Raw genomic sequence first — 22,612 nt, forward strand, 5'->3', positions numbered from 1 at the left:
GGTTAGGCTCGGAAGTGTGAGCAGGCTCCAGGTCGTCAGCGGCAAGGGCGGTACCGGCAAGACCACGGTGGCCGCCGCACTCGCGCTCGCCCTCGCGACGGAGGGCAAGCGCACCCTCCTCGTGGAGGTCGAGGCCAGACAAGGCATCGCGCAGCTCTTCGAAACCGAAGCGCTGCCGTATGAGGAGCGGAAGATCGCCGTCGCTCCCGGGGGCGGGGAGGTGTACGCCCTTGCCATCGACCCCGAGCTCGCACTGCTCGACTACCTCCAGATGTTCTACAAACTGGGGGGCGCCGGACGCGCGCTCAAGAAACTCGGCGCCATCGACTTCGCCACCACCGTCGCACCGGGTCTGCGGGACGTCCTGCTGACCGGCAAGGCCTGCGAGGCCGTACGCCGCAAGGACAAGAGCGGGCGGTACGCGTACGACTGCGTGGTGATGGACGCGCCGCCCACCGGCCGCATCACGCGCTTCCTGAACGTGAACGACGAAGTCGCGGGCCTGGCCAAGATCGGCCCCATACACAATCAGGCGCAGGCCGTGATGCGCGTACTCAAGTCACCCGAGACGGCGGTGCACTTGGTGACGCTCCTCGAAGAGATGCCCGTCCAGGAGACCACCGACGGGATCTCCGAGCTGCGTGCCGCGAAGCTCCCCGTGGGGCGCGTCATCGTGAACATGGTGCGGCCCACGCTGCTCGACGAGGCCTCCCTGGAGCTCGGACTCGACCGGACCCCGCGTACCGCCATCGCCAAGTCCCTGTCCGCCGCCGGGCTCGGCGGGGCCCGCCGGGGCGGTGTCGCCGAACGCCTGGTCGATCCGCTTCTGGAGCAGGCCGCCGAGTACGCCGAGCGGCACGCCCTGGAGGGATCCCAGCGCTCCGTCCTCGGCGACCTCGGCCTCCCCCTGCACGAGCTCCCGCTGCTGGCCGGCGGAATGGACCTGGCGGGGCTCTACGAACTCGCCACGGAACTGCGGAAGCAAGGGATCGCATGACCTCGGACCCCGCACGACACCGACACCAGGACACGACACGGGCCCCGGACACGACACACCCCCTGGACCCGGCCCGCACGCTCGACGTGGACCGCCTGCTCGACGACCCGAAGACCCGCATCGTGGTGTGCTGCGGCTCCGGAGGCGTCGGCAAGACGACCACGGCGGCCGCGCTCGGCCTGCGCGCCGCAGAACGGGGCCGCAAGGTCGTCGTACTGACGATCGACCCGGCACGCCGACTCGCCCAGTCCATGGGGATCGACTCGCTCGACAACGTCCCGCGCCAGGTCAAGTCCATCGACGGATCGGACAGCGGCGACGGATCTGACGGCAGCGACGGGTCGGACGGCATCGACGGATCTGACGGCAGTGGGTTGAACAGTGGCGGGCCGAACAGCGGCGGGTCGAACGGTGGCGGGTCGAACGGTGGCGGCGAGCTGCACGCCATGATGCTCGACATGAAGCGCACCTTCGACGAGATCGTCGAGGCGCACGCGGACAAGGAGCGGGCGAGCGCGATCCTCAACAACCCCTTCTACCAGTCGCTTTCGGCGGGCTTCGCGGGCACGCAGGAGTACATGGCGATGGAGAAGCTGGGGCAGCTGCGCGCCCGCGACGAGTGGGACCTGATCGTCGTCGACACGCCGCCCTCACGTTCGGCCCTCGACTTCCTCGACGCGCCCAAGCGCCTCGGCTCGTTCCTGGACGGGAAGCTGATCCGGGTGCTCATGGCCCCGGCGAAGGTGGGCGGCCGGGCCGGGATGAAGTTCCTGAACGTCGGGATGTCGATGATGACGGGGGCGCTCGGCAAGCTGCTCGGCGGGCAACTGCTGCGTGACGTCCAGACGTTCGTAGCCGCGATGGACACCATGTTCGGCGGCTTTCGCACCCGCGCGGACGCCACGTACCGGTTGCTTCAGGCGCCGGGTACGGCGTTCCTCGTGGTGGCATCGCCGGAGCGGGACGCACTGCGTGAGGCGGCGTACTTCGTGGAGCGCCTGGCCGCCGACGACATGCCGCTCGCCGGCCTCGTACTGAACCGGGTGCACAGCAGCGGTGCCGCTCAGCTCTCGGCCGAGCGGGCGCTTGCCGCCGCGGAAAATCTTGATGAGAGCCGCATTGTGGATCAGGAGGACGGGAAGGCTGGAGTGCGTACCTCCCACGAGGCTCCCGGCAACTCCCCCGAGGCCCCCGACCGTTCCGAGACCCCTGAGACCTCCGGTAGTTCCGAGCCCTCCGAGACCCCCGGTAGTTCCGAGCCCCAGGACACTTCCGGCCCCCAGGACACGCATCCGCCCGTGGCACAGCTGACCGCAGGCCTGCTGCGACTGCACGCGGAACGCATGAGGCTGCTCGCGCGCGAACAGCACACGCGCGACCGCTTCACCGCGCTTCACCCCGAGGTGGCCGTGGCCGAAGTGACGGCGCTGCCGGGTGACGTGCACGACCTGGCAGGCCTTCGGGCCATCGGAGACCGGCTCGCGGCCGGTACTGGTACTGACCCGGCCGGAGCTGCCTGAGCAACGGGACTGACCCACTGCCGCGCGGCTGGCGTCGGGGACCTTTCCCCAGCGCCTGCTGGGACTCTCCCCAGCCCGGTGGAGGCTTTCCCCCACCGCCCCGCGGCCGACGGGCGCTAGCCCACTGCCGCGTAGCTCTCGTACGTCTCGTCGTCCTCCAAGTCCACGGGCAGCAGGCCCGCGCCACGCTCGTACTCGGAGCGCGCCGTCTCCAGCAGACGGCGCCATGAGGTGACTGTGGGACGCCTGCGCAGCAGTGCGCGGCGCTCCCGCTCAGTCATGCCACCCCACACGCCGAACTCGACGTGGTTGTCCAGCGCGTCGGCCAGGCACTCCGTGCGCACCGGGCAACCGGTGCACACCGCCTTGGCCCTGTTCTGCGCTGCTCCTTGAACGAACAGTTCATCTGGATCGGTAGTGCGGCAGGCCGCCTGCGCACTCCAGTCGGTTACCCAGCCCATACCGGCGCCGTCCTCTCCCGAATCGAGGCTCCCCCACGGCGGCAGCGGCATATTCACCGCCGCCAGTTGAGGACGTTACGGAAGGTGGGCACAGCGCAACACCCCCTTCGGGCCCAATCTTGAATGGCCCGAACGGACTATGCGTAAGCGGCAGATCACCCGACGGAGTGAGCTGGCGACATGCGTGATTAACCCGGCAAATGCGGGCACTTCAGCTGGGCCACAACGGGCATCGGATGCCGCATGAGGCGATTTCGGGCACTTCCCCGAGCTCATTCCGAACGCGATCCGAGCTCGTGACGAACCTCGTGAAGAAGAGGGGACCCCACTCGGGATTCGGGACCGATGGGGTGAGGGAGTGTTGCCAAACCGCACTGCTGTGACAGTTGAGAGCAGCTTAGGCCAAGGCATTGAGGCGTGTCCGGCGAATCAGAACGTAGGCTGCCCTCATGGGAAAGAAGCGCTCCGGCGGTGGTCTGTCACCAACTCAGCAGGCCGCGAAGTTCCTAGGTGTCAGCGTGCTCGCGGGAGCCGTGCTGGCAGGCATCGCCCTGCCCGCGGTCGGCGCGCTCGGCCTCGCGGCGAAGGGGTCGGTCGAAGGATTCGACGACATCCCCTCCAACTTGAAGCAGCCGCCGCTGAGTCAGCGCACCACGATCCTGGACAACAAGGGCGGCTCCATCGCCACTGTCTACTCACGTGACCGCACCGTGGTGCCGCTCAAACAGATCTCGCCGTACATGCAGAAGGCGATCGTCGCGATCGAGGACTCGCGCTTCTACGAGCACGGCGCCGTCGACGCGAAGGGCATCCTGCGCGCGCTGAACCAGAACGCGCAGAGCGGCGGAGTCTCCCAGGGCGCGTCCACGCTCACCCAGCAGTACGTGAAGAACGTCTTCGTCGAGGAGGCGGGCGACGACCCGACGAAGGTCGCCGAGGCCACCCAGCAGACGCTGGGGCGCAAGATCCGCGAGCTGAAGTACGCGATCCAGGTCGAGGACAAGCTCGGCAAGAAGCGCATCCTGAACAACTACCTGAACATCACCTACTTCGGGCAGCAGGCGTACGGGGTCGAGGCCGCGGCCCAGCGTTACTTCTCCAAGCCCGCCAAGGACCTGCAGGTCCAGGAGGCCGCGCTGCTCGCCGGCATCGTGCAGTCCCCCAGCAGGTACGACCCCGTGAACGACACGCAGGAAGCGACCAAGCGTCGCAACACCGTGCTGCAGCGGATGGCCGAGACGCACGACATCACGCAGGCGGAGGCCGAGGCGGCGAAGGATAAGCCGCTCGGCCTGAAGGTGAGCAGGCCCAAGAACGGCTGCATCACGTCGGTCAGCGGCGCCGGGTTCTTCTGTGACTACGTACGCGAGGTCTTCCTCTCCGATCCGGTCTTCGGCAAGACCAAGGAGGACCGGGCCAAGGTCTGGAACCAGGGCGGTCTGCGGATCAAGACGACCCTCGACCCGCAGTCGCAGCAGTCCGTGCAGGCCTCGATAAAGGATCACGTCAACCAGACCGACGAAGTGGCGACGGCGGCCACCATCGTCCAGCCCGGCACCGGCAAGATCCTGGGCATGGGCCAGTCGCGGCCCTACGGCTTCAAGAAGGACGAGACCACGATCAACCTCTCCGTGGACCACGCGGTGGGCGGCGGCGCGGGCTACCAGCCGGGATCGACCTTCAAGCCGATCGTGGCCGCGGCCGCTCTGGAGGGCGGCACGCCGCCGACCAAGAGCTATGGATCTCCGTACGAGATGCCGTATCCCAGCAGCGTCGCGGCGTGCGACGGCAAGAAGTGGGTGAACTCGGGCGGCGACAAGCTCACCAATGAGAACGAGACCGAGGTCGGCCCGTACGACATGAAGGAAGCGACCGCGAAGTCGGTCAATACCTACTACGTGGAGATGATCGGCGACATCGGGATCTGCCCGGTGACACAGATGGCCGAGAAGATGGGCGTCGAGCGGGCCGACGGCAGGAAGATGGACCAGGCGCCGTCGATCGCGCTCGGCACCCAGGAGATGTCGCCGCTGACGATGGCGGGCGCGTACGCGACGTTCGCCGCGCGCGGTAAGTACTGCTCGCCCATCGCGATCGAGTCGATCTCCGATCCGGAAGGCAAGTCGATGCCGGTGCCGAAGTCGACGTGCTCGCGCGCGATGACGACGAAGACGGCGGACACGATCAACACCCTCCTGAAGGGCGTGGTCGAGGACGGAACCGGCCAGGAGGCGGGCCTCGGCTCCCGCCCGAGCGCGGGCAAGACGGGTACGACCGACTACCGCTTCGCCGCCTGGTTCGTGGGCTACACCCCGAACATGTCGGGCGCGGTCTGGGTCGGCGACCCGCAGCACAAGCGGAAGATGGTCAACATCACCATCGGCGGAGTCCCGTACGACAAGGTCTTCGGTGGTGAGGTCCCGGGTCCGATCTGGCGGGACGCGATGAGCGGGGCCCTGTCGGGCAAGCCCTCGCCGGGCTTCAACAACGTCCACATCCCGGACGGCGGCAAGGGCAAGGACAAGGACAAGCCGCACGAGGACAACAAGCCGGGCGGCGGCAACGGCGGCGGAGGCGGCAACGACGGGGGTGGCGACGGCGGGGGTGGCGACGGCGGGAACGGAGGCGGCAACGGAGGCGGCAATCCTTGGCCGGACATCTCCCTGCCGCCGGGCACCATCGGCGGGAACGAGGACGGCGGCGGGATCGGCGGCTGGGGCCGGTAGCCGGTAGGCCGCCGCTCCGTAGTCAGTCCGACCCACTGGCCTCATGAATGAGGGCGCCCCCTGGCTTCAGGGGGCGCCCTCATTCACGTACGCACGCGTCTGTTCACGTAGACGTGGTGTCTGCTCTCTGATCAGCCCGCGAGTCTCTGATCAGCCCGCGAGCAGCTTCTTGACCACTGCGGCGACGCGGCCGCCCTCAGCCAGGCCCGCGACCTTCGGGTTCACGATCTTCATGACCTGGCCCATGGCACGCGGCCCCTCGGCGCCGGCGGCCCTGGCCTCCTCGACGGCCTGGGCGACGATCGCCTGGAGCTCGTCCTCGGAGAGCTGCTTCGGCAGGTACTCGGCGAGGATCTCGCCCTCCGCCTTCTCCTTCTCGGCCTGCTCGGCGCGGCCGCCGTTGGCGAAGGCCTCCGCGGCCTCGCGGCGCTTCTTCGCCTCGCGGGCGATCACCTTCTGCACCTCGTCGTCGGAGAGCTCGCGGGCCGTCTTGCCCGAGACCTCCTCCTTCGTGATGGCGGTGAGGGTCAGCCGGAGCGTCGAGGAGCGCAGCTCGTCACGCCCCCTGATCGCGGCGGTGAGGTCTTCCTGAAGCTTCGACTTGAGCGTGGTCATGCGGTGATTGTCGCAGGTGCGTACGGCCCGACGCCCGCTGATTTAAGGGGCCTTCGGGTCTGACACGATGGGTGGATGCGCGCGCGATACGCAGTACCCCTGGGAATTACGGCGACGGCCGCCGCCGGTCTGGTCTACTCGGTGGGCATCGAGCCCCGCCTCTTCCGACTGCGACGGGTCACGGTGCCGGTCCTTCCGCCGGGGATGCGACCGCTCAGAGTCCTTCAGGTTTCGGACATCCACATGGTGTCCGGGCAGCGCAGGAAGCAGCGCTGGCTGCGCTCGCTCGCGGGCCTCCGCCCCGACTTCGTGATCAACACCGGGGACAACCTCTCCGACCCGGAGGGCGTGCCGGAGACGCTGGACTCGCTCGGCCCGCTGATGCAGTTCCCCGGGGCGTACGTCTTCGGCTCGAACGACTATTACGGCCCCAAGCCGCGCAACCCCGCCCGCTACCTGGTCGAGAAGTCGCAGGGCAAGCACGGCCTGAACGGCAATCCGCCCGCCGTCGGCGTGATCCACAACCCGTGGGAGGACCTGCGCGACGGCTTCGACGCCGCGGGCTGGGTGAACCTGACGAACACGCGGGGCGCACTGAAGGTCGAGGGCTACGAGATCGGCCTCACGGGCCTGGACGACCCGCACATCAAGCGCGACCGGTACGCGCAGGTGGCGGGCGGTCCCGACACGGGCGCCGACTTCTCGATGGGCATCGTGCACGCCCCGTACCTGCGCTCCCTGGACGCTTTCGCGGCCGACGGCTACCCCCTGATCCTGGCGGGCCACACCCACGGCGGCCAGCTGTGCATCCCGTTCTACGGAGCGCTGGTAACCAACTGCGACCTGGACAAGGACCGCGTGAAGGGCCTGTCGACGCACGAGGCGGAGGGCAACACCTCGTACCTCCACGTCTCAGCGGGCTGCGGCGCGAACCGCTACACCCCGATGCGCTTCGCGTGCCCGCCCGAGGCGACGCTGCTTACGCTTACTGCGGGGGGCTGAGGGGCGGGGCTCGGGCTTGCCCGGCTGAGGCGGGGCTCGGGCTTGCCCGGGGGATCCGGTACGGGTTCCCCCCGAGGTCCCGGGGGTGCTCGGAAACCGGATTTCGTCTCCGGGCGCCGGTCCGCTAAAGTAATCGATGTCGCCACGGCCTGCGCAGCGGGCCAGTGGAACAACGACATCGGGGTGTAGCGCAGCTTGGCAGCGCGCTTCGTTCGGGACGAAGAGGTCGTGGGTTCAAATCCCGCCACCCCGACAGCTAAGCAGCAGGTCAGAGGGCCGGTACTGATTTCAGTACCGGCCCTCTGGCGTTGTGGGTGTCTATCTGAGTGACTACCGCTTCGGAGGCGGGGGCGTGCCGAAGATGCCGTCCATGGCGATGGCGCCCGTCTGGATCACCGGACGGATCTGCTTCCGGTAGACCTCCTCGGTTACGGCCGTACTGGAGTGCCCGACGAGTCGGGAGATCTCTTCGAGCGGGATTCCCCCGTCGGACAAGATCGAGACGAAGGACGTGCGGGTTTCCCGAGGCGTCCACTCACGAGGATCGATCTCGATACCGGGCATCTGCGCGGCGTGGGCGAGGACCTTGCGGAACTCGCGCCGGACGTTCGCAGCGTCCAGCTCGGTGCCTACGGCCGAGGTGAAGACAAGGTCGTTTTCCTTCCACTGATCACCGGCCGCGAGACGCTGCCAGCCCTGACGCTCCCGCTGGATCTTCAGCGCGTCGACAGCCCGACCGGGTAGCGCGAGGGTACGGCGAGACTTCTTGGTCTTGGTGTCGCCGGAACTCCGGACCGAGCGCCATACGGCGAGGTGCGGCGGGATCTCGGGGGCGGTGGTCGAATCCCCGTAGAGGTCGACGTGATCCCAGCGGAGAGGGCGCATCTCCTCGGTACGGCCGCCGGTGAGGAGCGAGACCACGAAGTAGGCGTACAGCGGCGAGTCCTCGGCAGCGACGAGCACGGCCTCAGCCTGCTTGAGCGTGAGGGACTTGGATGGCCGGCCAGGTCGCCCCGCGGGGACTGAGCACAGCTCGACCACGTTGCGCTTCACCTTGTCCCGCGCCATGGCTCGCTTCACAGCGCGGTTCAAGCATGAGCGGACCGCCTCCAGCGAGCGGGTGCTGAGCACCTTCGACTTGGCGCCGAGCCACTTGTCCACGTCGTCGGCGCTGAGATCCCGCAGCTTCCGGGCGCCCAGGGCGGGGATCACGTGCGTGTTGCAGAGGATCGTGTTGGTGGTGAGCGTCGACGCGTCCCGTCCGTTGAGCCCGTACTTGAGCCAGTCCGTCACTGCGTCCTTGACCGTGTAGCCGGTGGGCGCGATCGCAAGGCCGTCCTCGTAGTCCCGCAGCACCTCCTTGAGCTTGGCCTTGGCAGCCGTCTTGGTCGTACCGCTGGCCTTCTTCACGATCCTCTTGCCGCTGGGGTCGAAGCCGAGGCTGGCCGTGGCCATCCAGCGTTGCCGCTTCTCGTCCCAATGGAGGCCTCCGTCTCCCCTACTACGTCGCTTCGACATCAGGCCGCCTCCTCCATTTGGTCACGGATGAAGTCCTGGACAGCGACAGCGGGGATACGGCGGGCGCGGTCGATGGTGATCGAGGCCAGGCGGTGCGTGCGGATCAGGTCGTAGACCTTGGAGCGTCCGAGCTTTAGCCGCGCCATGACTTCCGGGACGGTCAGCAGGTCGGCGGGGGCGGTAGTCATGCTGCGGCTCCTTCCAAGGCGTGTTGGTCGCGCAGGGCTTCACGGGCGGTGTCGCGGTTGAGCTGGAGGTCTCGGGCGATCGTCGCGGCGAGGGCGGACTCCCCCGGCGTGTGGCCGTGCCCCGCGTACTGCCAGTCGGCGAGGACGAGGACGGTGTCCGGTTCGCGGTCGTCCAGGCCGAGGGCGCCGCGTTCCTGGGCGGCGCGGAAGTCGGCGCGGGCCTGGCGGAGTTCACCGAGGGTGGTGGAGTAGCGCCGGGACTTGGAGGAGAAGTGGCCCCGGAAGCCGAGCATGTGCGCCCAGGCCCAGAGGCGGCGGTCCGGGTAGAGCGGATCGAGCAGCTTGCAGGCTTCGATCAGGCGGCGGGCGTGGGCCGGGACCTGGTGGCGGTCGAGCTCGGAGAGTTCGCCGATGCGGCGGTCGAGGGTGCCGGTGTTCTCGGCCGCCTTGGTCGCGTACTTGGCAACGTACGAGGCAACAGCCTGCTCGGTGATGTCGGAGCCGTCACCGAACGCCTTGACCGGACGCACGTCGAGTTGGGTGCCCCAGCGGAACGTACGGGCCGGTTGGTCGTCGGCGGCCGGGACCGAGGCCGAGGTGTATGAGTGCGTCGCGGCGGCGTGGATGGCTTCGGTGAGGAGGTCGACGCTCGCCCAGGACGGGGGCGGGGTGTCGGGACCGTCCGGGCCGTCGAGGCGGATGATCGCGTGGAAGTGCAGGGCTCCGCGCTTCTGGAATTCGGCGACCTTGCCGTACGAGAGGCGGGCGGACTCTTTCAGTTCGCGTTGGGTGAGTGGGGCGCGGGCGGCGATCTCTCGGCGTAGGCGCGTCGTGAACCTCATCCACAGGTCGCCCGCGTGGTTGTTGAAGAGGACGGCGGCGGCGTAGTCGTAGGTGGTCGGGTCGAGGGCGGTGCCGAGTACCGGGTCGTCGGTGGGGTGGTGGGTGCCGCAGCGGCAGGTGCCACGGTCGGGACGGTTGTGGACCGGACCGAAGGACGGGGCGGTGAGAGTGGTGAAGACGCGCGGGTGGTCACGGACGGTGGAGGGGACGTCTCGGCGGTCGTCGCCCGCCAGGCCTGCGCGGATCAGGTGGTAGGTGTCTCCGGCGTACGTCCAGGCGCACGAGGGGCAGCGGGAGGCACGGCGGTTGCCGCAGGCGAGGCGGAGGCGTCCGCCGGGCTCGGTCTGGGTGGAGTAGTGGTGGAGGGTCTCGCCGGTCGTCTTGTCCTTGGTGAGGGACCAGCCGGTGAGGTGGATCGGGTCGGAGCAGCCGCCGGTACGGCGGATCTGGTCCTGCCAGCGGTCGAAGTCGAAGGCCGAGGCCACCCTCAGCAGGTCGCCGAGGGTGATCGGGTCGAGCAGCGTGTCAGACACGGGCGCCCTCCCGCGTGAGCGGGCGGCGGACGGTGGCGATGCCGTGGCAGTCCAGGCAGTGGGCGGTGATGGTGCGCAGGTGGCCGTGCCGGTCACGGCCGCCGAGGGTGATGGCGACGGAGGCGAAGCCGTCGCAGGCCGGGCAGATGTTGGACGGCGGGCGGGTACGTGCGGTCATGATGGGGCTTCCTTCCGGATCTCTGGTTCGGAGAGGGGCACGGCTCCCGGGCGGCGGAGACTTGGCGGTTGAGGCGGCCCGGGGGCCGGTCAGCGGCGCTTGTGCTCGGCGGTGATGAGGGAGCGGATCACCAGCGCGCAGATGGCGATCGAGGCGCCGGTGATGGCGACCGCGAGCAGCATCGAGACCAGGACGGCGCCGACGACCAGGACGACGGCGGTGCCGCTGCCGACGAGGGCGACGACGCTGCCCGGCGTGAGCTGGACGGTGGGCCGGGCGGGAGCAGCCGGGGCGACGGGTGCCGGTGTCTGGGGGTGCTGGACGACGGCGGCCGGGACAGTGGCGAGCGGGGTGACGATGCCGGTCGGGGCCGGGTTGGTCGGGACCTTGGGGCGGAGCATGGTGGATCTCCCTTCGCGGGCAGCTACTTGACGGTGGAGTCGATGGCGGGGGCGAGCAGGCTGTCTGCGAGGAGGTAGCCGCAGAGCAGGAGGACGATCACGAGCCACCAGGGCGGGTGGATGAGCTTGAGGCCGAGGTAGCCGACGACGATCAGGGCGAGCCAGAGCGGGACATCCATGGCGGTGATCTCCTCAGCGGACCTTGCAGCGGTGGGTGCGGGCGGCGAGCTGGGCGGCCGACTGGCTGGCGTAGTCGGAGGACCAGCCGCAGCGGTCGGCGGTGCACACGGCGGCGTGCTTGGTGCGGCCGTGGCGGTCGCGGTGGGTGCCGATTTGGACGGGGCCGATCTGCATCACGGAGTGGAAGTGGTCGCGGGCGGGCATGGGTGGTTTTCCTTTCAGGTCAGGGTTCCGATCAGGTGAGTTGGGCGGCGATGGCGTCGGCGAGCTGGGGCGGGACGCCGAGGCGGGCCCGGAGGGTGTCGGTGTCGATACGGGTGCCAGTGCGGGCTTGGTGGTCGTCGGCGACCTTGCGGGCGTGGTCGACCAGGGCGGCCGGGACCGGGGCCGCTGATTCGGCGGTGGGTAGCGCGGGAGCTTCCTCGGCCGCGGGGACTTGGGCGGTGTCCGGCTCCGAGACGGCAAGGGGCTCGGGTGCGGGTTCGGGGGCTGTGGGTGCCGGCCGACCCGGCTCCGACATGGTCTCGGGTGCGTGGGCGGTATGGGCGAGCAGCGTGCCGCCGAGGAAGGCGAGGGCGGGCCAACCGGCGACGCCGAACCGCAGCCAGGCCGGAGGGTGTTGCAGGTCGAGGAACCCGGCGGTGGCGACGTTGGCCCCGAGGGAGGCCACCAGGGCGATCAGGAACCAGCACCAGGCGAGCCGGGACGGACCGTCGCTGCGAAGCCGCCGCCAGGCCGCGACCAGGAGGAGGTCGACGCTGATCGGGTAGGCCCACGCCTTCCAGCCATCTTGTCCGGCAGCGGCGGCGAGGTCGTGCAGGTGGGCGAAGGAGAGGGCGCCAGCGATGAAGGCCTGTACGAGGACGGCATCCAGTCGGACCGCGGGCCGGGCCATTACGAGCCCTCGCCGGGGTAGTCCGGCCCGTCGGTCGGGTCACATTCGGACGGCAGCGGCGGGAGAACACGACGGGGCAGCGAGGCGGCGACAGCCGCGCCCGTGACGGCTACGAACTCCTCGTCGGCGTCGGGCAGGTCGGCGTACAGGGCCAGGGCGCCGAGCAGCTGCACTGTGCGGTTGAAGTCCTCGTAGGCGTCCACTGGTTCACCTCCGGATTTGGGCATGGGCGGGGTAGGGACGTGGCGCGGATGCGATCGCGCCGACCGTGGTGCGGGAGTGGTCAGGCCGTAGCGGTGGCGGCCTTGGAGAGCGGCGCGTGGGCCAAGGGCAGCGGGGCGACGACGGGCCGGAAGGGTGCCAGCTCGGGCAGGTCCGGGGTGCGGTCGGCGTGCCGGTTGCAGATGTTCACGGCTTCGCGCAGCGAGGTGTGCGGGGCGCGGATGCGGGCCCAGCCGCCGGACGAGTCGCCGGTGACGGCGATGCCGGGTGTCTCGGTGGGAATCTGGATGGCGGCAAGGACGGCGTCCGGGGCGATGTCGCCGAAGGCCATGTTGGCGCTGGATTCGTCGTTCACGCGGTGGGCGGTACGGCCGGTGAGCTGGGCACGGAGCATCGTGATTCCCTTGCCGAGCTCGGAGCCGAAGCGCTGTCCGCAGATTTCCAGATAGATCCCGGCGGCGCGGCCGAGCTGGGCGAGGCGGACCAGGTCCGTGATGATCCGATCCCGCCGTTTCTCCTCGTCCTTGCTGGCGTAGAGGGCGAGTTCGGCGACCTCGTCGACCAGGACGACGACGGGTACGGGCCGCAGATCCTCACGCAGATCCCAGATGTCGGCGGCGATCTCCGCATCGGGAACGCCGACGCTGATGCGCTGCTCGGCGCGTATGAGCTCGTAGACGGCCTCCATGTGGGAGACGAGCACGTCGAGTAGTTCGAGGGCGGTGTCCTGGTTGCCGGCGAGGGCGGAGAAGCGCCGGGCCAGCGGGAAGAGTTCGACGCCTTGCTTGCAGTCGATGCCGACGAGGGCGACGTCCTGCGCGGCCAGCCCGGCAACGAGGTTGCGCTGATAGACGGACTTGCCCGACTCGGTGGCGCCGAGCGTGAGACCGTGCGGCACGGCCCGGTAGTCGCGGTAGTGCACAGCGCCGTCCTCGCGCAGGGCGACGGGAATGCGCATCGGGCGGCTGTCGGTCGTGGCGGGCATCTTCACCCGCTGGAGTACGTCGTAGCCGGTCATCCTCAACTCGACGATGCTGGAGCGCAGTTCGCGGGAGGTGACGCCGTACACCCCGAAGGAGTGGCGAAGCCGATCGGTGGCGGCCGAGACATCGAACGCGTCCTGCCCCGGGCGGAGTTTTAGGCGTAGGACGAGACCGGTACGAGTGGGCCGCAGCCGCAGAATGCGAGGAGCGCGCTGCTCAGGCACCGGGCGGTTGGCCATCCGGGCGAGGGAGAGGCGCCAGCGCGAGGGCGGGACGGTGAGCCCGCAGGCCTCCATGACCGAGGCGTACCGGACCAGGACCCGTAACGCGGCGAACGTGACGCCGAAGCTCACCCAGTACCAGGCGGGGCGCCGCCTCCGCAGGATCACTGCGGAGGCGACGACCAGCAGAAGCAGCGCGACCGTGAAGCCGGTCATGATCAGGCCGCCTTGGGCTTCGTGGCACCACCGGTGAGCGAGGTGACGGCGACGGCGCGGAAGGCGATGCCGTGCCGCTTCTGCCCGTTGAACTCGTTCTCCCAGGGGCGGGCGATCAGGCCGGTGAGGGCGACCGGGGTGCCCATGGCCAGCTCGTCGGAGATGCCGGGCTGAGGGACGGTGACGGACAGGATCTCGACCGCGTCGTTGGCCGCGAACATCACGTCCACGGTCATCAACTGGGCTCCGGTCTCGCTGTCTTGGGCGAGCTCACCGGTCCGGCGGTCCTTGACCTTGGGCTGCGGGGCCTTGGCGACCATCACGGTGGCGGTGGAGGTGTCGACGGGGATCTGACGCATAGCGGATCACTCCTCTAGAGATGTTGGACTCCGTCACTCATGTATAGGAGTGACATGAAGAAGAGTGCATCACTCCTATATATGAGTCAACCCGCCGCGACGAATAAGTCACGGCGGGCTGCGAGGAGTTGAGGGGGCGTCAGTCGGCGGCAGGGATCCGATACTCGAAAACGAACTGGTCAGCGGCCATGAGGGTGTCGCAGACCTCGACCACACGACCCTCGATAGTCCGGGCCTCACGGATCAGATGAACTACCGGAGCTCCGGGGCTGAGCGCGAGCTCGGTCGCCTCCGCTTTCGAAGCCGGACGCGCTTGCAGCGTCTCGACGAACTCCGCGAACTCGCGGCCGTGGTCTTCGAGTCGGGCGTAGATGCCGCCGCGGCCGGGGTTCTCGGCGAACAGCTCGGGGATGTCCTTCACGACGTCCCACGGCAGATATGAGGACGCGGTCTCGACGGGGGTGCCGTTACGGAAGTAGAGACGGCGCCGGGCAAGGACCTGAGTGCCGGGCTCGACGCCCAACCTCTCGGCGGAATCCGCGGGGGCCTCCATGGGCCCGATGTACAGGACGCTGACCTTGGCGGTGGCACCGGACTGCGCAGACTCGGCAAGGTACGCGGCCTTGCCGCCCTCCTGCCGAAGCGAACGCCGGAAGCGATCCGAGGACCGATGCCGCACCGGCGGCCGATCCTTCACCATCGAGCCCTTGCCGTGCCGAGTCTCGACGAGCCCACTGGCCCGCACCTCGACCATGGCCTTGCGAATCGTCCCGCCGGCCACGCCGTAGCGCTCCACGAGCTCCGACTCACTCGGCACCATGTCACCAGGCTTAAGGACTCCCGCCCGGATCTGCTGAACGATGTCGTCAGCGATCTGCACGTACCGGGGTCCGGCCCTCCCCTCTCCTACCGCAGTTCCCATAGTCCTTCTCTTCCTCCTATGCTCCTGTACATGAGTAACAGCGCCAAGGAAGGCCAGTCAACGCCACTGCACTCCGTGTCCGTAGCCGGAGTAGTGGTACGCGAGGACGGCCGACTCCTGGCAATCCGCCGCGCGGACAACGGCACTTGGGAACTCCCTGGCGGTGTGCTCGAACTCGACGAGACCCCCGAAGAGGGCGTACGACGCGAAGTCCTGGAAGAGACAGGCATCCACATCGAGGTGGACGAGCTCACCGGGGTCTACAAGAACACGACCCGAGGCATCGTGGCGCTGGTCTTCCGCTGCAAGCCGGTCGGCGGCACCGAGCGCACATCCAGCGAATCAACGGCGGTCGACTGGCTCACACCGGAAGAGGTCGCCGGTTGGATGTCCGAGGTCTACGCGATCCGGCTCCTGGATGCCCTCGATGGGGCAGGCCCTCACGTGCGAAGCCACGACGGCAAGCGCCTGACGCCAGCGCGATAGAACTTTCCCTACTTCATCAAGGCCCGCGCACAGCGCGGGCGCGCGCCGCCTCGACGGCGCGGCCTGCCTCCTGTCTCCGCCCCGGCTGGCCGCGCCAGGCGGCGCGCTCGCGAACTGCGGGCATGAAGTGGCAGACACCCTCTATGGCTGGGGCGGTCGGCTCCACGGCTTTAGGCAGCCACTTTGGGGCGAGCCTCGAAGATCATGGCCCCAACGTCGTGCTTTAACAGGCAGGTCCACAGACTGCCCGACTCGCCGGAAGCTTAAGGGGCCATGATCACTCGCCCCAAAGCAGCTCCAGCCCAAAGCCCTTCCGCCGACCTTACTGCTCCTCGAACCAGCCGCCCTCTTGCGCCACTTTCGACAGGGGAACAGTCTTCCCAGCTAGATCCCTTTTGACGCTAAGTTCCGCCATGCGGACCAGGAAAATCGGATACGCGACAGAATTTTTGGCAATCTTGCGAGCAATTTCGACTGGCATATCGACCGCAGAACGAAAGTACCCCATATGCCCGATGGCCATACCCCCTACCCGATATGCTCTCTTAATTCGTTCACTCTCTGCAGCCCAATCAGCCACCCCGGATTGAATCCTTTGCATCGTGGCAGCGAAAATAGCCTGCATAACCGCCACGTCATTTCCCTTATAGGGGGTCAGGTATCTATTAATAATTATCTCACGCGCAGAATCATCTGCCCACAAGGTAAGGGCAGCGGCAAGCCGTGGGCTCATTGAGTCCGGCAGCAGGTCAACACGCACATCTCGAACTTTACCCAACCAACCTCTAATCTGATCTACGCCATCGAATAGCCGCATCGCGTCGCGCCTATCGAGGTCGTCGATTACAGCATCCAATTCACTGTGAAGCTTGGACAGCGTCGCAGGCCCGCACAAGCAGAGTGCCACAAACGCCCAAATCTTCCGCTGTTCTGCGTCTGCTTCCTCAAGTTGCCTCTTCCACCAGCTCGAACTCCCAGCTTGCAGACGGGCACATCTGATCCGATCCATCACACTGGCCGACCCATCAAACAATCTAGTGATGCCCCCAGTTCGCTTACCTCTCGGAGCTAGGAGCGCAATAGCACATGCCGTCGACCAAACTGGCCAGCGCTCCCCAATAAGCAAACCCAGCGTATCAACGTACTTAGTAAATACGCCGCCCGGCTCCAGAGCACCCTCCTCCTGCGAGCTTTCCAGGAGTTCCTGGAATGATTCGGCTACACCATCAATTGTTACATCCGCAACAGAAATTAGCCCGTTCTGTGGCAATGAGATTCCAAATCTCCTCGTGAGGCTTTCGGCGTAAGTGCTACGGCCATCACGACTGTACCTAAAGAGAGCAAGCGGGTTCAACGCCGCACATAGTAGATCAACGCTGTACTTGCTGGGGCGCAGGAAGCGAAAACCGGAGATGTAGCCGTCGCAGATTCTTTCCTTGTATTCCGCCAAGAGATCAGGACGCTGAACGAAGAATCCCGCCTTTGCGGATGCCATCAAAGCCTTCACTACTTCATCATCCAGCACAACGTCGAATTGAGTGAAGATTTCAAGCAAATCTTGGTCTCTGTAGGACGTAAGTACCCCCAGAAAGTGCCCTGACCAAACCCACGAGATCTTTGCGCTTGCGGATTCCAAATTAGGAAACCCGCTCTCCCAAAGCTCGCGGACCTCCTCCCGCGTACCGTTCTTCTGAGCAAGGTCAGTAATTGATACCTGAATATCGCGAGGTGGAGCAGCCTGAAGAACTCCCATGCAACGCTCAAGCAGTTCAATACGACCGCAGTCATCTGGAAGGGAAATCGGCTCCTCACCACCATGACTGTACCGTCCATCTCCGAGGAGGGAGCGATATCCATCTCTATCCAGAATGAGTTCAATTACCTTCTTAAGGCTCCTGTGGTTTTGGCTAAAGACCCAGTCAGCCACAAGTGTGGCCGCAAGGGAACGGGGGTGCGACGTCAGCCCTAGGTCATTATCAGCGCAGAGGACCTCTAGGCGATCTACGAGGGCCGGTAGCTCACCCTTACTGAAGCAACCGGCATAGAATCTAGTGACGTTCAACCAATAAGTATTCCGGGCTACAGCATCAAAGCGCTCATCCTTAGTGCCGCGTCTCGGACTGCCCACAGGGCTATATGGTGCCGTTTCGTACAAAAATTTGCCAGCGAAGTACTCTCGCAAAGGCTGAACTTCAAACTCGAATAGCCCTTCTACGGCCCCAACAAGGAATACAACCCTTTGGGCAAGTCCTGTGAATAGTTCCTCGGCCCAGGAGGGGTCCCTTCCCTCGGAGATCAAATATTCTCTGATCACTTCGCGAAGTCGATTAGCATCAATCTTCCCTAGGGCCCTGCCGGTCTCCGCCTCGCTATGAAGCATCCACGCTAGATAGCGATGCAGGTCAATCAAAATCTCTTGGCGTTTCTTTACAGTCTCACTTTTTTCAGCCTCGCGCGCCAAGAACTGTTCGATGTAAAAGTCATACAGTGCAGTCCTCTTGTCAGGAAGGGCCTCCCCACGCGTATGAATTACTGTAAGAAGAATGGCCAACTGCATCGGATTCCGCGCCAAATCACGCATGTGCGGCTGGTCAAGCTTCTCCGCCAGTGTCCGCCGGAGGCTAGCCTTCTCCTTTTGTTTGAGGCGCCGCGATTTAGCCCATCGCTCGGAGTACTGCTCAATTAGAGGACGGCCCAGGCTCGTCAAAGTCCATCGCTGAAATAGCTTTGCAGGAAAGGCTGAGACTTCTGCAAGTGCGGACGGCCTAGTAGTAACAAGCATTTGCAGGGCAGCCGCTGACTCCTTCAGCCTGCGGGCCGCCGAGCTAATCTCTTTGACCATCTCGTTCCGAAGGCGCACTTCCGCTACTTCGTCCAAGCCATCAAGCACAATAAGGAGTGAACTCGAACGCGCAACGCTAGACAAATCATCCACTGTGAATGTGCGGCCACCTGACACTTCACTAATCAAAGCGCTGATGAAGGATTCGAGGGATTTCGTCGATTGCGCTGGCCTAGTTGCGCCCGCTTCCTGGCTGAATGGGTCATTCCCGGCCAACCAGCTCGCGTATTCTCGGAGATCTACTTTAATAGGGAACCGGACAGCTTTTGGACGGTGCTGTGCGGGGAGAGTTTCAAATTCTGCTCGTCCTAGCACGCGCATCCTGTGCACTTGACACACATACTGCGCCAAGGTTGATTTACCTTGGCCGGGACCACCTTCCAAGATAACTAGATCAGACAGTCGCGCTATAACGTCATGCAGGAGTAGCGTTGCTGCGCCAATGGGCTCATCGCGATCAATACTCGGTTCGCCCTGGTTGGAAATTTGAATGACTGCTTCGCGAACCTCAAGTGCGCGCTTCTCTTCCTTGCGCCTACCATCTGAATGCACCATTGGGATCACAGCAGGAACATCAACGAAAAGATTCAAAATCTCATTGCTAAGCTCGACCTGCTTGAAACGCACTTCATTATCCATCTCGAACTGCTCAGTGGCAAAACTACGCAAGGCATCAAGACGGCTGCCCAGCAAATCTGACCCGATTGATTCTGCCAACGACTGGAGTAGGTCAGTCCCACGCAAGATATCCGGGTATGACCACTTCACATCTGCATGGCCATCGCACCTTCGATCGAGGTCGTCTCTCCACCAGACACGAATGGGGACAGTGCTCTCAGCATTCAGCAGGTGGTTCAACTTGTCGATCGAACCTGCTCCGGGGAAGGCAGTCCCCGGGACGTTGCATACCAGGATGTACTCGATCGCCCCTTTTCTCCTGTTGAGGATTTCCTGAATCTTAGGGACTTCGGGTTCCATGGTTTCGACAAACCATTTGTGCACATCCTCAACAATGAACGGATTCCTGACAAATTTCACCTGGAAAATACGGTAATCGCCTTGCTGATTAGCGAAGAGCTGAACCGCATCTCGGCCTCCATCTCTCTGGCCAACGGGAAAACACTGGGTTCCAGGATATTCAAGGGAAATAAGAGCCTGGCTGAGGTGCTGGAACCGTTCGGGGTCCAGCTGCTCGTATAGGTAGGTCAACTCAGCCCCTCAACTTCGCTGGGTACAAAGATCCTGACGCTAGGTAGCACCTTATCTGCCGCACGTTGCTGATGTGGGGGTCTGATTGAACTGCTAGCCCCCGATAGAAGTGATTCTGATCCGTCCTCTTGTGTGACCGAAGACTGCACCGTCGTGACCATGGCACCGGTGCCGTGGTCCAGCTACCGCAGACCGTGTCGAGCAGCGGGCCGCCGCGAGTGCTCTTCACAAGCAGTCCTCGCCACGTGGCTACGCCTTCAGGAGCGGTCAGGTTCGCTCACTGCCAAGAGATGACCGCGGCTGGTCGCTACGCGAAGCGCGTCCCGCAAGGCTCCCGTCAGGTCTGTCACCAGGAGCCGAACCGCCTCCAGCTCGGCGTGCTCATCGCTCAGTGCTTCTAGTGCTTGCTCCAGCAGTTCGGCTGCCATCCCGAGCTGTACCGCCTCGATGTTGTCCGCCAAGCGGGACATGTGGCCATCGCTGTCGTCGGTGCTGAGGTAGCAGGGCTTGCCTTCCGGCCCCGACCACGGGAGGAGCCGCAGCTCGTTTCGGGTTGTCATCTTTCCGTCCATCCCTCGTCGGTCACATGGCGGGTGGTGAAGACCGCATCGGCGCGGTCCCCTGGGAGCACCAGGAGCGCGGCCTCGACCACGCGCCCAGTGATGTCGGCTGTCACGCGTGTGATCGCGAGAACCGCCAGGGCAGCGCTGATTCGAAGGGTTGAGGCTTCGTCTGGTGTCGGGAGGCGAGCGCTGACTGTCTCCCGGACTCCCGCCGATGTCGGGCGCAGTGCTGCGAATCTCGCCTCTGCCCCCTCGTATGGGCGCGGCTCGTTGAGCACGGTGGCCGGCTCCAGGTCGCGAGGGACGTAGATGCGGGCCAGGCTGTGCGGCGACTTCGCCTCGTAGCTGACGCAGTGGAATTCCGTCAGGGGGGTACCAGTCGGCACCTGCAAGAGATCTGGCAGATGACCCCGCGCCCGGATCTTGGTGGTGCTGACTGTGATGCGCAGAGTTGCGTCAGGGGCAGACTGCGAGGCCTGTGCGCCCCATCCGCCAACGTAGGTGATCCTGCGGAGGGAGCGACGGACAAAGTTGCCCTTGCCGTGGATCTTCTCGACTAGGCCCTCTCCTTGGAGCATTGCCAGCGCGCTCCGCAACGTCGCAGTGCTGACCTCGTATTTGGCGGAGAGTTGGGTCTCGGAGGGGAGGCGCTCGCCGGGCTTGAGTCGACCGGTCGTGATCTGGGTGCGGAGGTCATTGGCGATGCCGTGACGACGAGAAGGCATGGGCTTGATCACCGTCTTCTCGTCATCCGAAGCGCGACGAGTCGGGTTCGCGGGTGCATGGTCAGCAGCTCGCCCGTCTCGAATACGAGTTGCTTGCAGCCCTGGGGCAATTGGAAGAGGTCGGCGACTCGGCAGAGCTGGCCGCCGACTTGGATGACGTCGCCGCACTGGACGCTGGCTGCGGTGATCTCCACCGGGGCGACCATCGCGCCGCTGTGGGCCCATCCCCTCACCGCAGTACCTCCATGGCCGTCGCGTGGCAGGGGCAACCGCAGGTCTCGTAGACCACGGGAACGTCAACGGGTGCTGTGGCGGGGGAGGACTCCGCGCATGCGTGGTGTGTACCGATCCGGCACGCGCCAGACCGGTAGGGGACAGCTTCCGTGTACGTGATGTGGGGGCGCTGGCTGGGTGGCATCAGCAGGCACCCTCCATGGCGTACCAGGGGCGAGGTAGGGCAGTCGGGTGCTGCCGTGCACGCTCCTCACAGACAAGTAGGAGGGCACGTTCGATGCGGTTGAACACGCTGCTCAAGCTCCTATCGCTGATGGCCTGGTCCGCCGACATCGCCCGTCGTCGGGACCGTCTTGCGTACGACCGCCCAGAGGGTGCGGTCGTTCAAGCTGGTGGCGAGAAGGCCAAACCGGTCGGCCTCTGCCACCACTTCCAGGGCCTCCCGCCATGACTCGACGGAGAGCGATTCCGGCACCTCCGCTTCGATCCACGTGTCTCGGTCGTGCTCCTCCACGCGTGTGGAGAGCCCGAGGGCCGATAACCGAGCTGCGATGGCCTCCGCGCTCACGTCTGAAGCAGGCACAGGGCAGCCTCCGTCACCGGCGATCACTTTGAGTTAAGCTAGTTAACTAGATTAGAGCTAGTGGACTAGATTTTCCATATGTCTGAGCAGCCGCCTTATCTCCGCATCGCCGACGTACTGCGGCGGCGGGTCGCGGAGCACGAGTGGACGCCCGGAGACCGGCTCCCGTCCCGCGCCCAGATCGCCCAGGAGTGCGGCGTGGGCGAGAACGTGGTCCGTCGGGCCCAGGAGCTGTTGATCTCCCAGGGAGTGCTGGAGGGGCGCGCCGGTTCTGGTACCTACGTTGCCGAGCCCCGGAAGCGTGTGCGGGTTGTCCGGTCAGCTGCGCGCGAGCAGCCCCAGAGCTCCCCGTTCCGCGCGGACATGAAGGCTGTAGGCAGGCAGGGAGATTGGGAAAGTCGGACCGATGCCAAAGTCCCGGCGCCGGCCGAGGTCGCCACGCGTCTTGGGATTGCCGAGGGCGATCTGTGCGTCCGTACCGCCTATGAGTTCCTCGCCGACGGCAAGCCGGTTCAGCTGTCGACGAGTTGGGAGCCGTACGAGATCACCGGCGGCACTCTCGTCGTCCTCCCCGAGGGAGGCCCGCACGCCGGGGCGGGAGTCGTGAACCGCATGGCCGAGATCGGCATCACCGTTAGCCACGCTGTGGAGCAGCCGGAGCCGAGGCAGGCGACCGCCGAGGAGGCGTCGCTCCTGGGTATCCAGAAGGCGGCGCTGGTCACTCACATTCGCCGGACCTACTACAGCGACGAGGGCCAGCCCGTGGAGACGGCGGACATCGTGGTGCCCGCCGCTCTGTGCGAGATCGTCTATGAGGTTCCGATCAGCCGCTAGCAGAGCATTCCTGCACAGACCGAAGAGGCTCCGTTTCGCATGGGCCGGACCAGTACCCGGCGGAAATTCGTCTCGGTCGTTCGTATAGTGGCGCGCTCCACCTGTGGGCCATGAACCACGCCCGCTCCACAAGCGTCTGGGTCGACGGCGGACAGG

At 65.8% G+C, this 22,612-nt stretch carries 25 protein-coding genes and 1 tRNA gene; 7 read left to right on the forward strand and 19 right to left on the reverse strand.

Annotated features, from left to right (window positions below):
* The first annotated feature begins 16 nt into the window (after positions 1-16).
* Complete coding sequence (locus tag ACFVXC_RS06575) at positions 17-997, forward strand: ArsA-related P-loop ATPase (protein ID WP_389902125.1); 981 nt, start codon at positions 17-19, stop codon at positions 995-997.
* A complete protein-coding gene (locus ACFVXC_RS06580) occupies positions 994-2,517 on the forward strand; it encodes an ArsA-related P-loop ATPase (protein ID WP_389902127.1) in 1,524 nt (507 codons plus the stop codon). Before ACFVXC_RS06575 ends, ACFVXC_RS06580 begins: the two co-directional genes overlap by 4 nt.
* A gap of 116 nt (positions 2,518-2,633) precedes the next feature.
* Here ACFVXC_RS06580 and ACFVXC_RS06585 read toward each other — a convergent pair whose 3' ends face one another.
* Positions 2,634-2,978 (reverse strand): WhiB family transcriptional regulator, encoded by a 345-nt coding sequence (locus tag ACFVXC_RS06585; protein ID WP_383269756.1) that lies wholly within the window; start codon positions 2,976-2,978, stop codon positions 2,634-2,636.
* A gap of 449 nt (positions 2,979-3,427) precedes the next feature.
* Here ACFVXC_RS06585 and ACFVXC_RS06590 point away from each other — a divergent pair, with 449 nt between their 5' ends.
* On the forward strand, positions 3,428-5,704 hold the full coding sequence (locus tag ACFVXC_RS06590; protein WP_389902129.1) for a transglycosylase domain-containing protein: 2,277 nt from the start codon (positions 3,428-3,430) through the stop codon (positions 5,702-5,704).
* Between the two features lie 150 nt (positions 5,705-5,854).
* Here ACFVXC_RS06590 and ACFVXC_RS06595 read toward each other — a convergent pair whose 3' ends face one another.
* Positions 5,855-6,319, reverse strand: a complete 465-nt coding sequence (locus ACFVXC_RS06595; RefSeq protein WP_351166937.1) for a GatB/YqeY domain-containing protein — start codon at positions 6,317-6,319, stop codon at positions 5,855-5,857.
* Between the two features lie 75 nt (positions 6,320-6,394).
* Here ACFVXC_RS06595 and ACFVXC_RS06600 point away from each other — a divergent pair, with 75 nt between their 5' ends.
* Entirely contained in the window at positions 6,395-7,321 is a 927-nt protein-coding gene (locus tag ACFVXC_RS06600) for a metallophosphoesterase (protein WP_389902131.1), read from the forward strand.
* 179 nt (positions 7,322-7,500) lie between these two features.
* Positions 7,501-7,574 (forward strand) — tRNA-Pro (locus ACFVXC_RS06605).
* Positions 7,575-7,651: 77 nt separating this feature from the next.
* Here ACFVXC_RS06605 and xerC read toward each other — a convergent pair.
* The 12 genes from xerC to ACFVXC_RS06665 form a co-directional block, all read right to left on the reverse strand.
* Entirely contained in the window at positions 7,652-8,839 is a 1,188-nt protein-coding gene (xerC, locus tag ACFVXC_RS06610; protein ID WP_389902133.1) for a tyrosine recombinase XerC, read from the reverse strand.
* Positions 8,839-9,027 carry a helix-turn-helix domain-containing protein gene (locus ACFVXC_RS06615; protein ID WP_389902135.1) on the reverse strand — a complete coding sequence of 63 codons (189 nt, stop codon included), beginning with the start codon at positions 9,025-9,027 and terminating at the stop codon, positions 8,839-8,841. Before ACFVXC_RS06615 ends, xerC begins: the two co-directional genes overlap by 1 nt.
* The gene (gene repSA / locus ACFVXC_RS06620) at positions 9,024-10,403 is read right to left on the reverse strand and encodes a replication initiator protein RepSA (protein ID WP_389902137.1); all 1,380 of its coding nucleotides are present in this window, start codon (positions 10,401-10,403) and stop codon (positions 9,024-9,026) included. The genes ACFVXC_RS06615 and repSA overlap by 4 nt, the downstream gene beginning before the upstream one ends.
* A complete protein-coding gene (locus ACFVXC_RS06625; RefSeq protein WP_389902140.1) occupies positions 10,396-10,581 on the reverse strand; it encodes a hypothetical protein in 186 nt (61 codons plus the stop codon). The genes repSA and ACFVXC_RS06625 overlap by 8 nt, the downstream gene beginning before the upstream one ends.
* 89 nt (positions 10,582-10,670) lie before the next feature.
* Entirely contained in the window at positions 10,671-10,982 is a 312-nt protein-coding gene (locus ACFVXC_RS06630; protein ID WP_389902141.1) for a SpdD-like protein, read from the reverse strand.
* 23 nt (positions 10,983-11,005) lie between these two features.
* Positions 11,006-11,161 carry a hypothetical protein gene (locus ACFVXC_RS06635; protein ID WP_135332310.1) on the reverse strand — a complete coding sequence of 52 codons (156 nt, stop codon included), beginning with the start codon at positions 11,159-11,161 and terminating at the stop codon, positions 11,006-11,008.
* Between the two features lie 13 nt (positions 11,162-11,174).
* Positions 11,175-11,366, reverse strand: coding sequence for a mobile element transfer protein (locus tag ACFVXC_RS06640; RefSeq protein WP_135332309.1), 192 nt, complete (start codon positions 11,364-11,366; stop codon positions 11,175-11,177).
* 31 nt (positions 11,367-11,397) lie between these two features.
* Positions 11,398-12,057 (reverse strand): DUF2637 domain-containing protein, encoded by a 660-nt coding sequence (locus ACFVXC_RS06645; RefSeq protein ID WP_389902144.1) that lies wholly within the window; start codon positions 12,055-12,057, stop codon positions 11,398-11,400.
* On the reverse strand, positions 12,057-12,260 hold the full coding sequence (locus ACFVXC_RS06650; RefSeq protein ID WP_389902146.1) for a hypothetical protein: 204 nt from the start codon (positions 12,258-12,260) through the stop codon (positions 12,057-12,059). The genes ACFVXC_RS06645 and ACFVXC_RS06650 overlap by 1 nt, the downstream gene beginning before the upstream one ends.
* An 80-nt stretch (positions 12,261-12,340) precedes the next feature.
* Positions 12,341-13,699: an FtsK/SpoIIIE domain-containing protein gene (locus ACFVXC_RS06655; RefSeq protein ID WP_389902149.1), complete on the reverse strand. Its 1,359-nt coding sequence runs from the start codon at positions 13,697-13,699 to the stop codon at positions 12,341-12,343.
* A 2-nt stretch (positions 13,700-13,701) separates the two neighbouring features.
* Positions 13,702-14,058, reverse strand: coding sequence for a hypothetical protein (locus ACFVXC_RS06660; protein ID WP_389902152.1), 357 nt, complete (start codon positions 14,056-14,058; stop codon positions 13,702-13,704).
* Positions 14,059-14,197: 139 nt separating this feature from the next.
* Positions 14,198-14,980, reverse strand: coding sequence for a GntR family transcriptional regulator (locus tag ACFVXC_RS06665; RefSeq protein ID WP_389902154.1), 783 nt, complete (start codon positions 14,978-14,980; stop codon positions 14,198-14,200).
* 18 nt (positions 14,981-14,998) lie between these two features.
* On the opposite strand from ACFVXC_RS06665, the gene ACFVXC_RS06670 reads away from it, so the two are divergent.
* Positions 14,999-15,466, forward strand: coding sequence for an NUDIX hydrolase (locus tag ACFVXC_RS06670; RefSeq protein WP_389902156.1), 468 nt, complete (start codon positions 14,999-15,001; stop codon positions 15,464-15,466).
* Positions 15,467-15,788: 322 nt separating this feature from the next.
* Here ACFVXC_RS06670 and ACFVXC_RS06675 read toward each other — a convergent pair whose 3' ends face one another.
* From ACFVXC_RS06675 to ACFVXC_RS06695, 5 genes are all read right to left on the reverse strand, one after another.
* Positions 15,789-19,517: an NACHT domain-containing protein gene (locus ACFVXC_RS06675; RefSeq protein WP_389902159.1), complete on the reverse strand. Its 3,729-nt coding sequence runs from the start codon at positions 19,515-19,517 to the stop codon at positions 15,789-15,791.
* A gap of 257 nt (positions 19,518-19,774) precedes the next feature.
* The gene (locus ACFVXC_RS06680; protein ID WP_389902161.1) at positions 19,775-20,077 is read right to left on the reverse strand and encodes a hypothetical protein; all 303 of its coding nucleotides are present in this window, start codon (positions 20,075-20,077) and stop codon (positions 19,775-19,777) included.
* The gene (locus ACFVXC_RS06685; protein WP_389902991.1) at positions 20,074-20,805 is read right to left on the reverse strand and encodes a GntR family transcriptional regulator; all 732 of its coding nucleotides are present in this window, start codon (positions 20,803-20,805) and stop codon (positions 20,074-20,076) included. Before ACFVXC_RS06685 ends, ACFVXC_RS06680 begins: the two co-directional genes overlap by 4 nt.
* An 8-nt stretch (positions 20,806-20,813) precedes the next feature.
* The gene (locus tag ACFVXC_RS06690; RefSeq protein ID WP_389902994.1) at positions 20,814-21,011 is read right to left on the reverse strand and encodes a hypothetical protein; all 198 of its coding nucleotides are present in this window, start codon (positions 21,009-21,011) and stop codon (positions 20,814-20,816) included.
* A gap of 332 nt (positions 21,012-21,343) precedes the next feature.
* Entirely contained in the window at positions 21,344-21,622 is a 279-nt protein-coding gene (locus ACFVXC_RS06695; RefSeq protein WP_389902164.1) for a hypothetical protein, read from the reverse strand.
* A gap of 78 nt (positions 21,623-21,700) precedes the next feature.
* Between ACFVXC_RS06695 and ACFVXC_RS06700 the strand changes: the two genes are divergently transcribed.
* Positions 21,701-22,456: a GntR family transcriptional regulator gene (locus tag ACFVXC_RS06700; RefSeq protein WP_389902167.1), complete on the forward strand. Its 756-nt coding sequence runs from the start codon at positions 21,701-21,703 to the stop codon at positions 22,454-22,456.
* Positions 22,457-22,612 lie beyond the last annotated feature (156 nt).

It is taken from the genome of Streptomyces sp. NPDC058257 (assembly GCF_042881845.1).
In the GTDB taxonomy this organism is placed as follows: domain Bacteria; phylum Actinomycetota; class Actinomycetes; order Streptomycetales; family Streptomycetaceae; genus Streptomyces.

Excerpts from the sequence above, each read along its gene's own strand:
- ACFVXC_RS06680 (WP_389902161.1), bottom strand. The coding sequence starts at position 20,077 with ATGACAACCCGAAACGAGCTGCGGCTCCTCCCGTGGTCGGGGCCGGAA.
- ACFVXC_RS06625 (WP_389902140.1), bottom strand. The coding sequence starts at position 10,581 with ATGACCGCACGTACCCGCCCGCCGTCCAACATCTGCCCGGCCTGCGAC.
- ACFVXC_RS06645 (WP_389902144.1), bottom strand. The coding sequence starts at position 12,057 with ATGGCCCGGCCCGCGGTCCGACTGGATGCCGTCCTCGTACAGGCCTTC.
- ACFVXC_RS06690 (WP_389902994.1), bottom strand. The coding sequence starts at position 21,011 with ATGGTCGCCCCGGTGGAGATCACCGCAGCCAGCGTCCAGTGCGGCGAC.
- ACFVXC_RS06590 (WP_389902129.1), top strand. The coding sequence starts at position 3,428 with ATGGGAAAGAAGCGCTCCGGCGGTGGTCTGTCACCAACTCAGCAGGCC.
- ACFVXC_RS06585 (WP_383269756.1), bottom strand. The coding sequence starts at position 2,978 with ATGGGCTGGGTAACCGACTGGAGTGCGCAGGCGGCCTGCCGCACTACC.
- ACFVXC_RS06600 (WP_389902131.1), top strand. The coding sequence starts at position 6,395 with ATGCGCGCGCGATACGCAGTACCCCTGGGAATTACGGCGACGGCCGCC.
- ACFVXC_RS06615 (WP_389902135.1), bottom strand. The coding sequence starts at position 9,027 with ATGACTACCGCCCCCGCCGACCTGCTGACCGTCCCGGAAGTCATGGCG.
- ACFVXC_RS06655 (WP_389902149.1), bottom strand. The coding sequence starts at position 13,699 with ATGACCGGCTTCACGGTCGCGCTGCTTCTGCTGGTCGTCGCCTCCGCA.
- ACFVXC_RS06635 (WP_135332310.1), bottom strand. The coding sequence starts at position 11,161 with ATGGATGTCCCGCTCTGGCTCGCCCTGATCGTCGTCGGCTACCTCGGC.
- ACFVXC_RS06665 (WP_389902154.1), bottom strand. The coding sequence starts at position 14,980 with ATGGGAACTGCGGTAGGAGAGGGGAGGGCCGGACCCCGGTACGTGCAG.
- ACFVXC_RS06595 (WP_351166937.1), bottom strand. The coding sequence starts at position 6,319 with ATGACCACGCTCAAGTCGAAGCTTCAGGAAGACCTCACCGCCGCGATC.
- ACFVXC_RS06660 (WP_389902152.1), bottom strand. The coding sequence starts at position 14,058 with ATGCGTCAGATCCCCGTCGACACCTCCACCGCCACCGTGATGGTCGCC.
- ACFVXC_RS06670 (WP_389902156.1), top strand. The coding sequence starts at position 14,999 with ATGCTCCTGTACATGAGTAACAGCGCCAAGGAAGGCCAGTCAACGCCA.
- ACFVXC_RS06700 (WP_389902167.1), top strand. The coding sequence starts at position 21,701 with ATGTCTGAGCAGCCGCCTTATCTCCGCATCGCCGACGTACTGCGGCGG.
- ACFVXC_RS06630 (WP_389902141.1), bottom strand. The coding sequence starts at position 10,982 with ATGCTCCGCCCCAAGGTCCCGACCAACCCGGCCCCGACCGGCATCGTC.
- ACFVXC_RS06685 (WP_389902991.1), bottom strand. The coding sequence starts at position 20,805 with ATGCCTTCTCGTCGTCACGGCATCGCCAATGACCTCCGCACCCAGATC.
- xerC (WP_389902133.1), bottom strand. The coding sequence starts at position 8,839 with ATGTCGAAGCGACGTAGTAGGGGAGACGGAGGCCTCCATTGGGACGAG.
- ACFVXC_RS06640 (WP_135332309.1), bottom strand. The coding sequence starts at position 11,366 with ATGCCCGCCCGCGACCACTTCCACTCCGTGATGCAGATCGGCCCCGTC.
- ACFVXC_RS06580 (WP_389902127.1), top strand. The coding sequence starts at position 994 with ATGACCTCGGACCCCGCACGACACCGACACCAGGACACGACACGGGCC.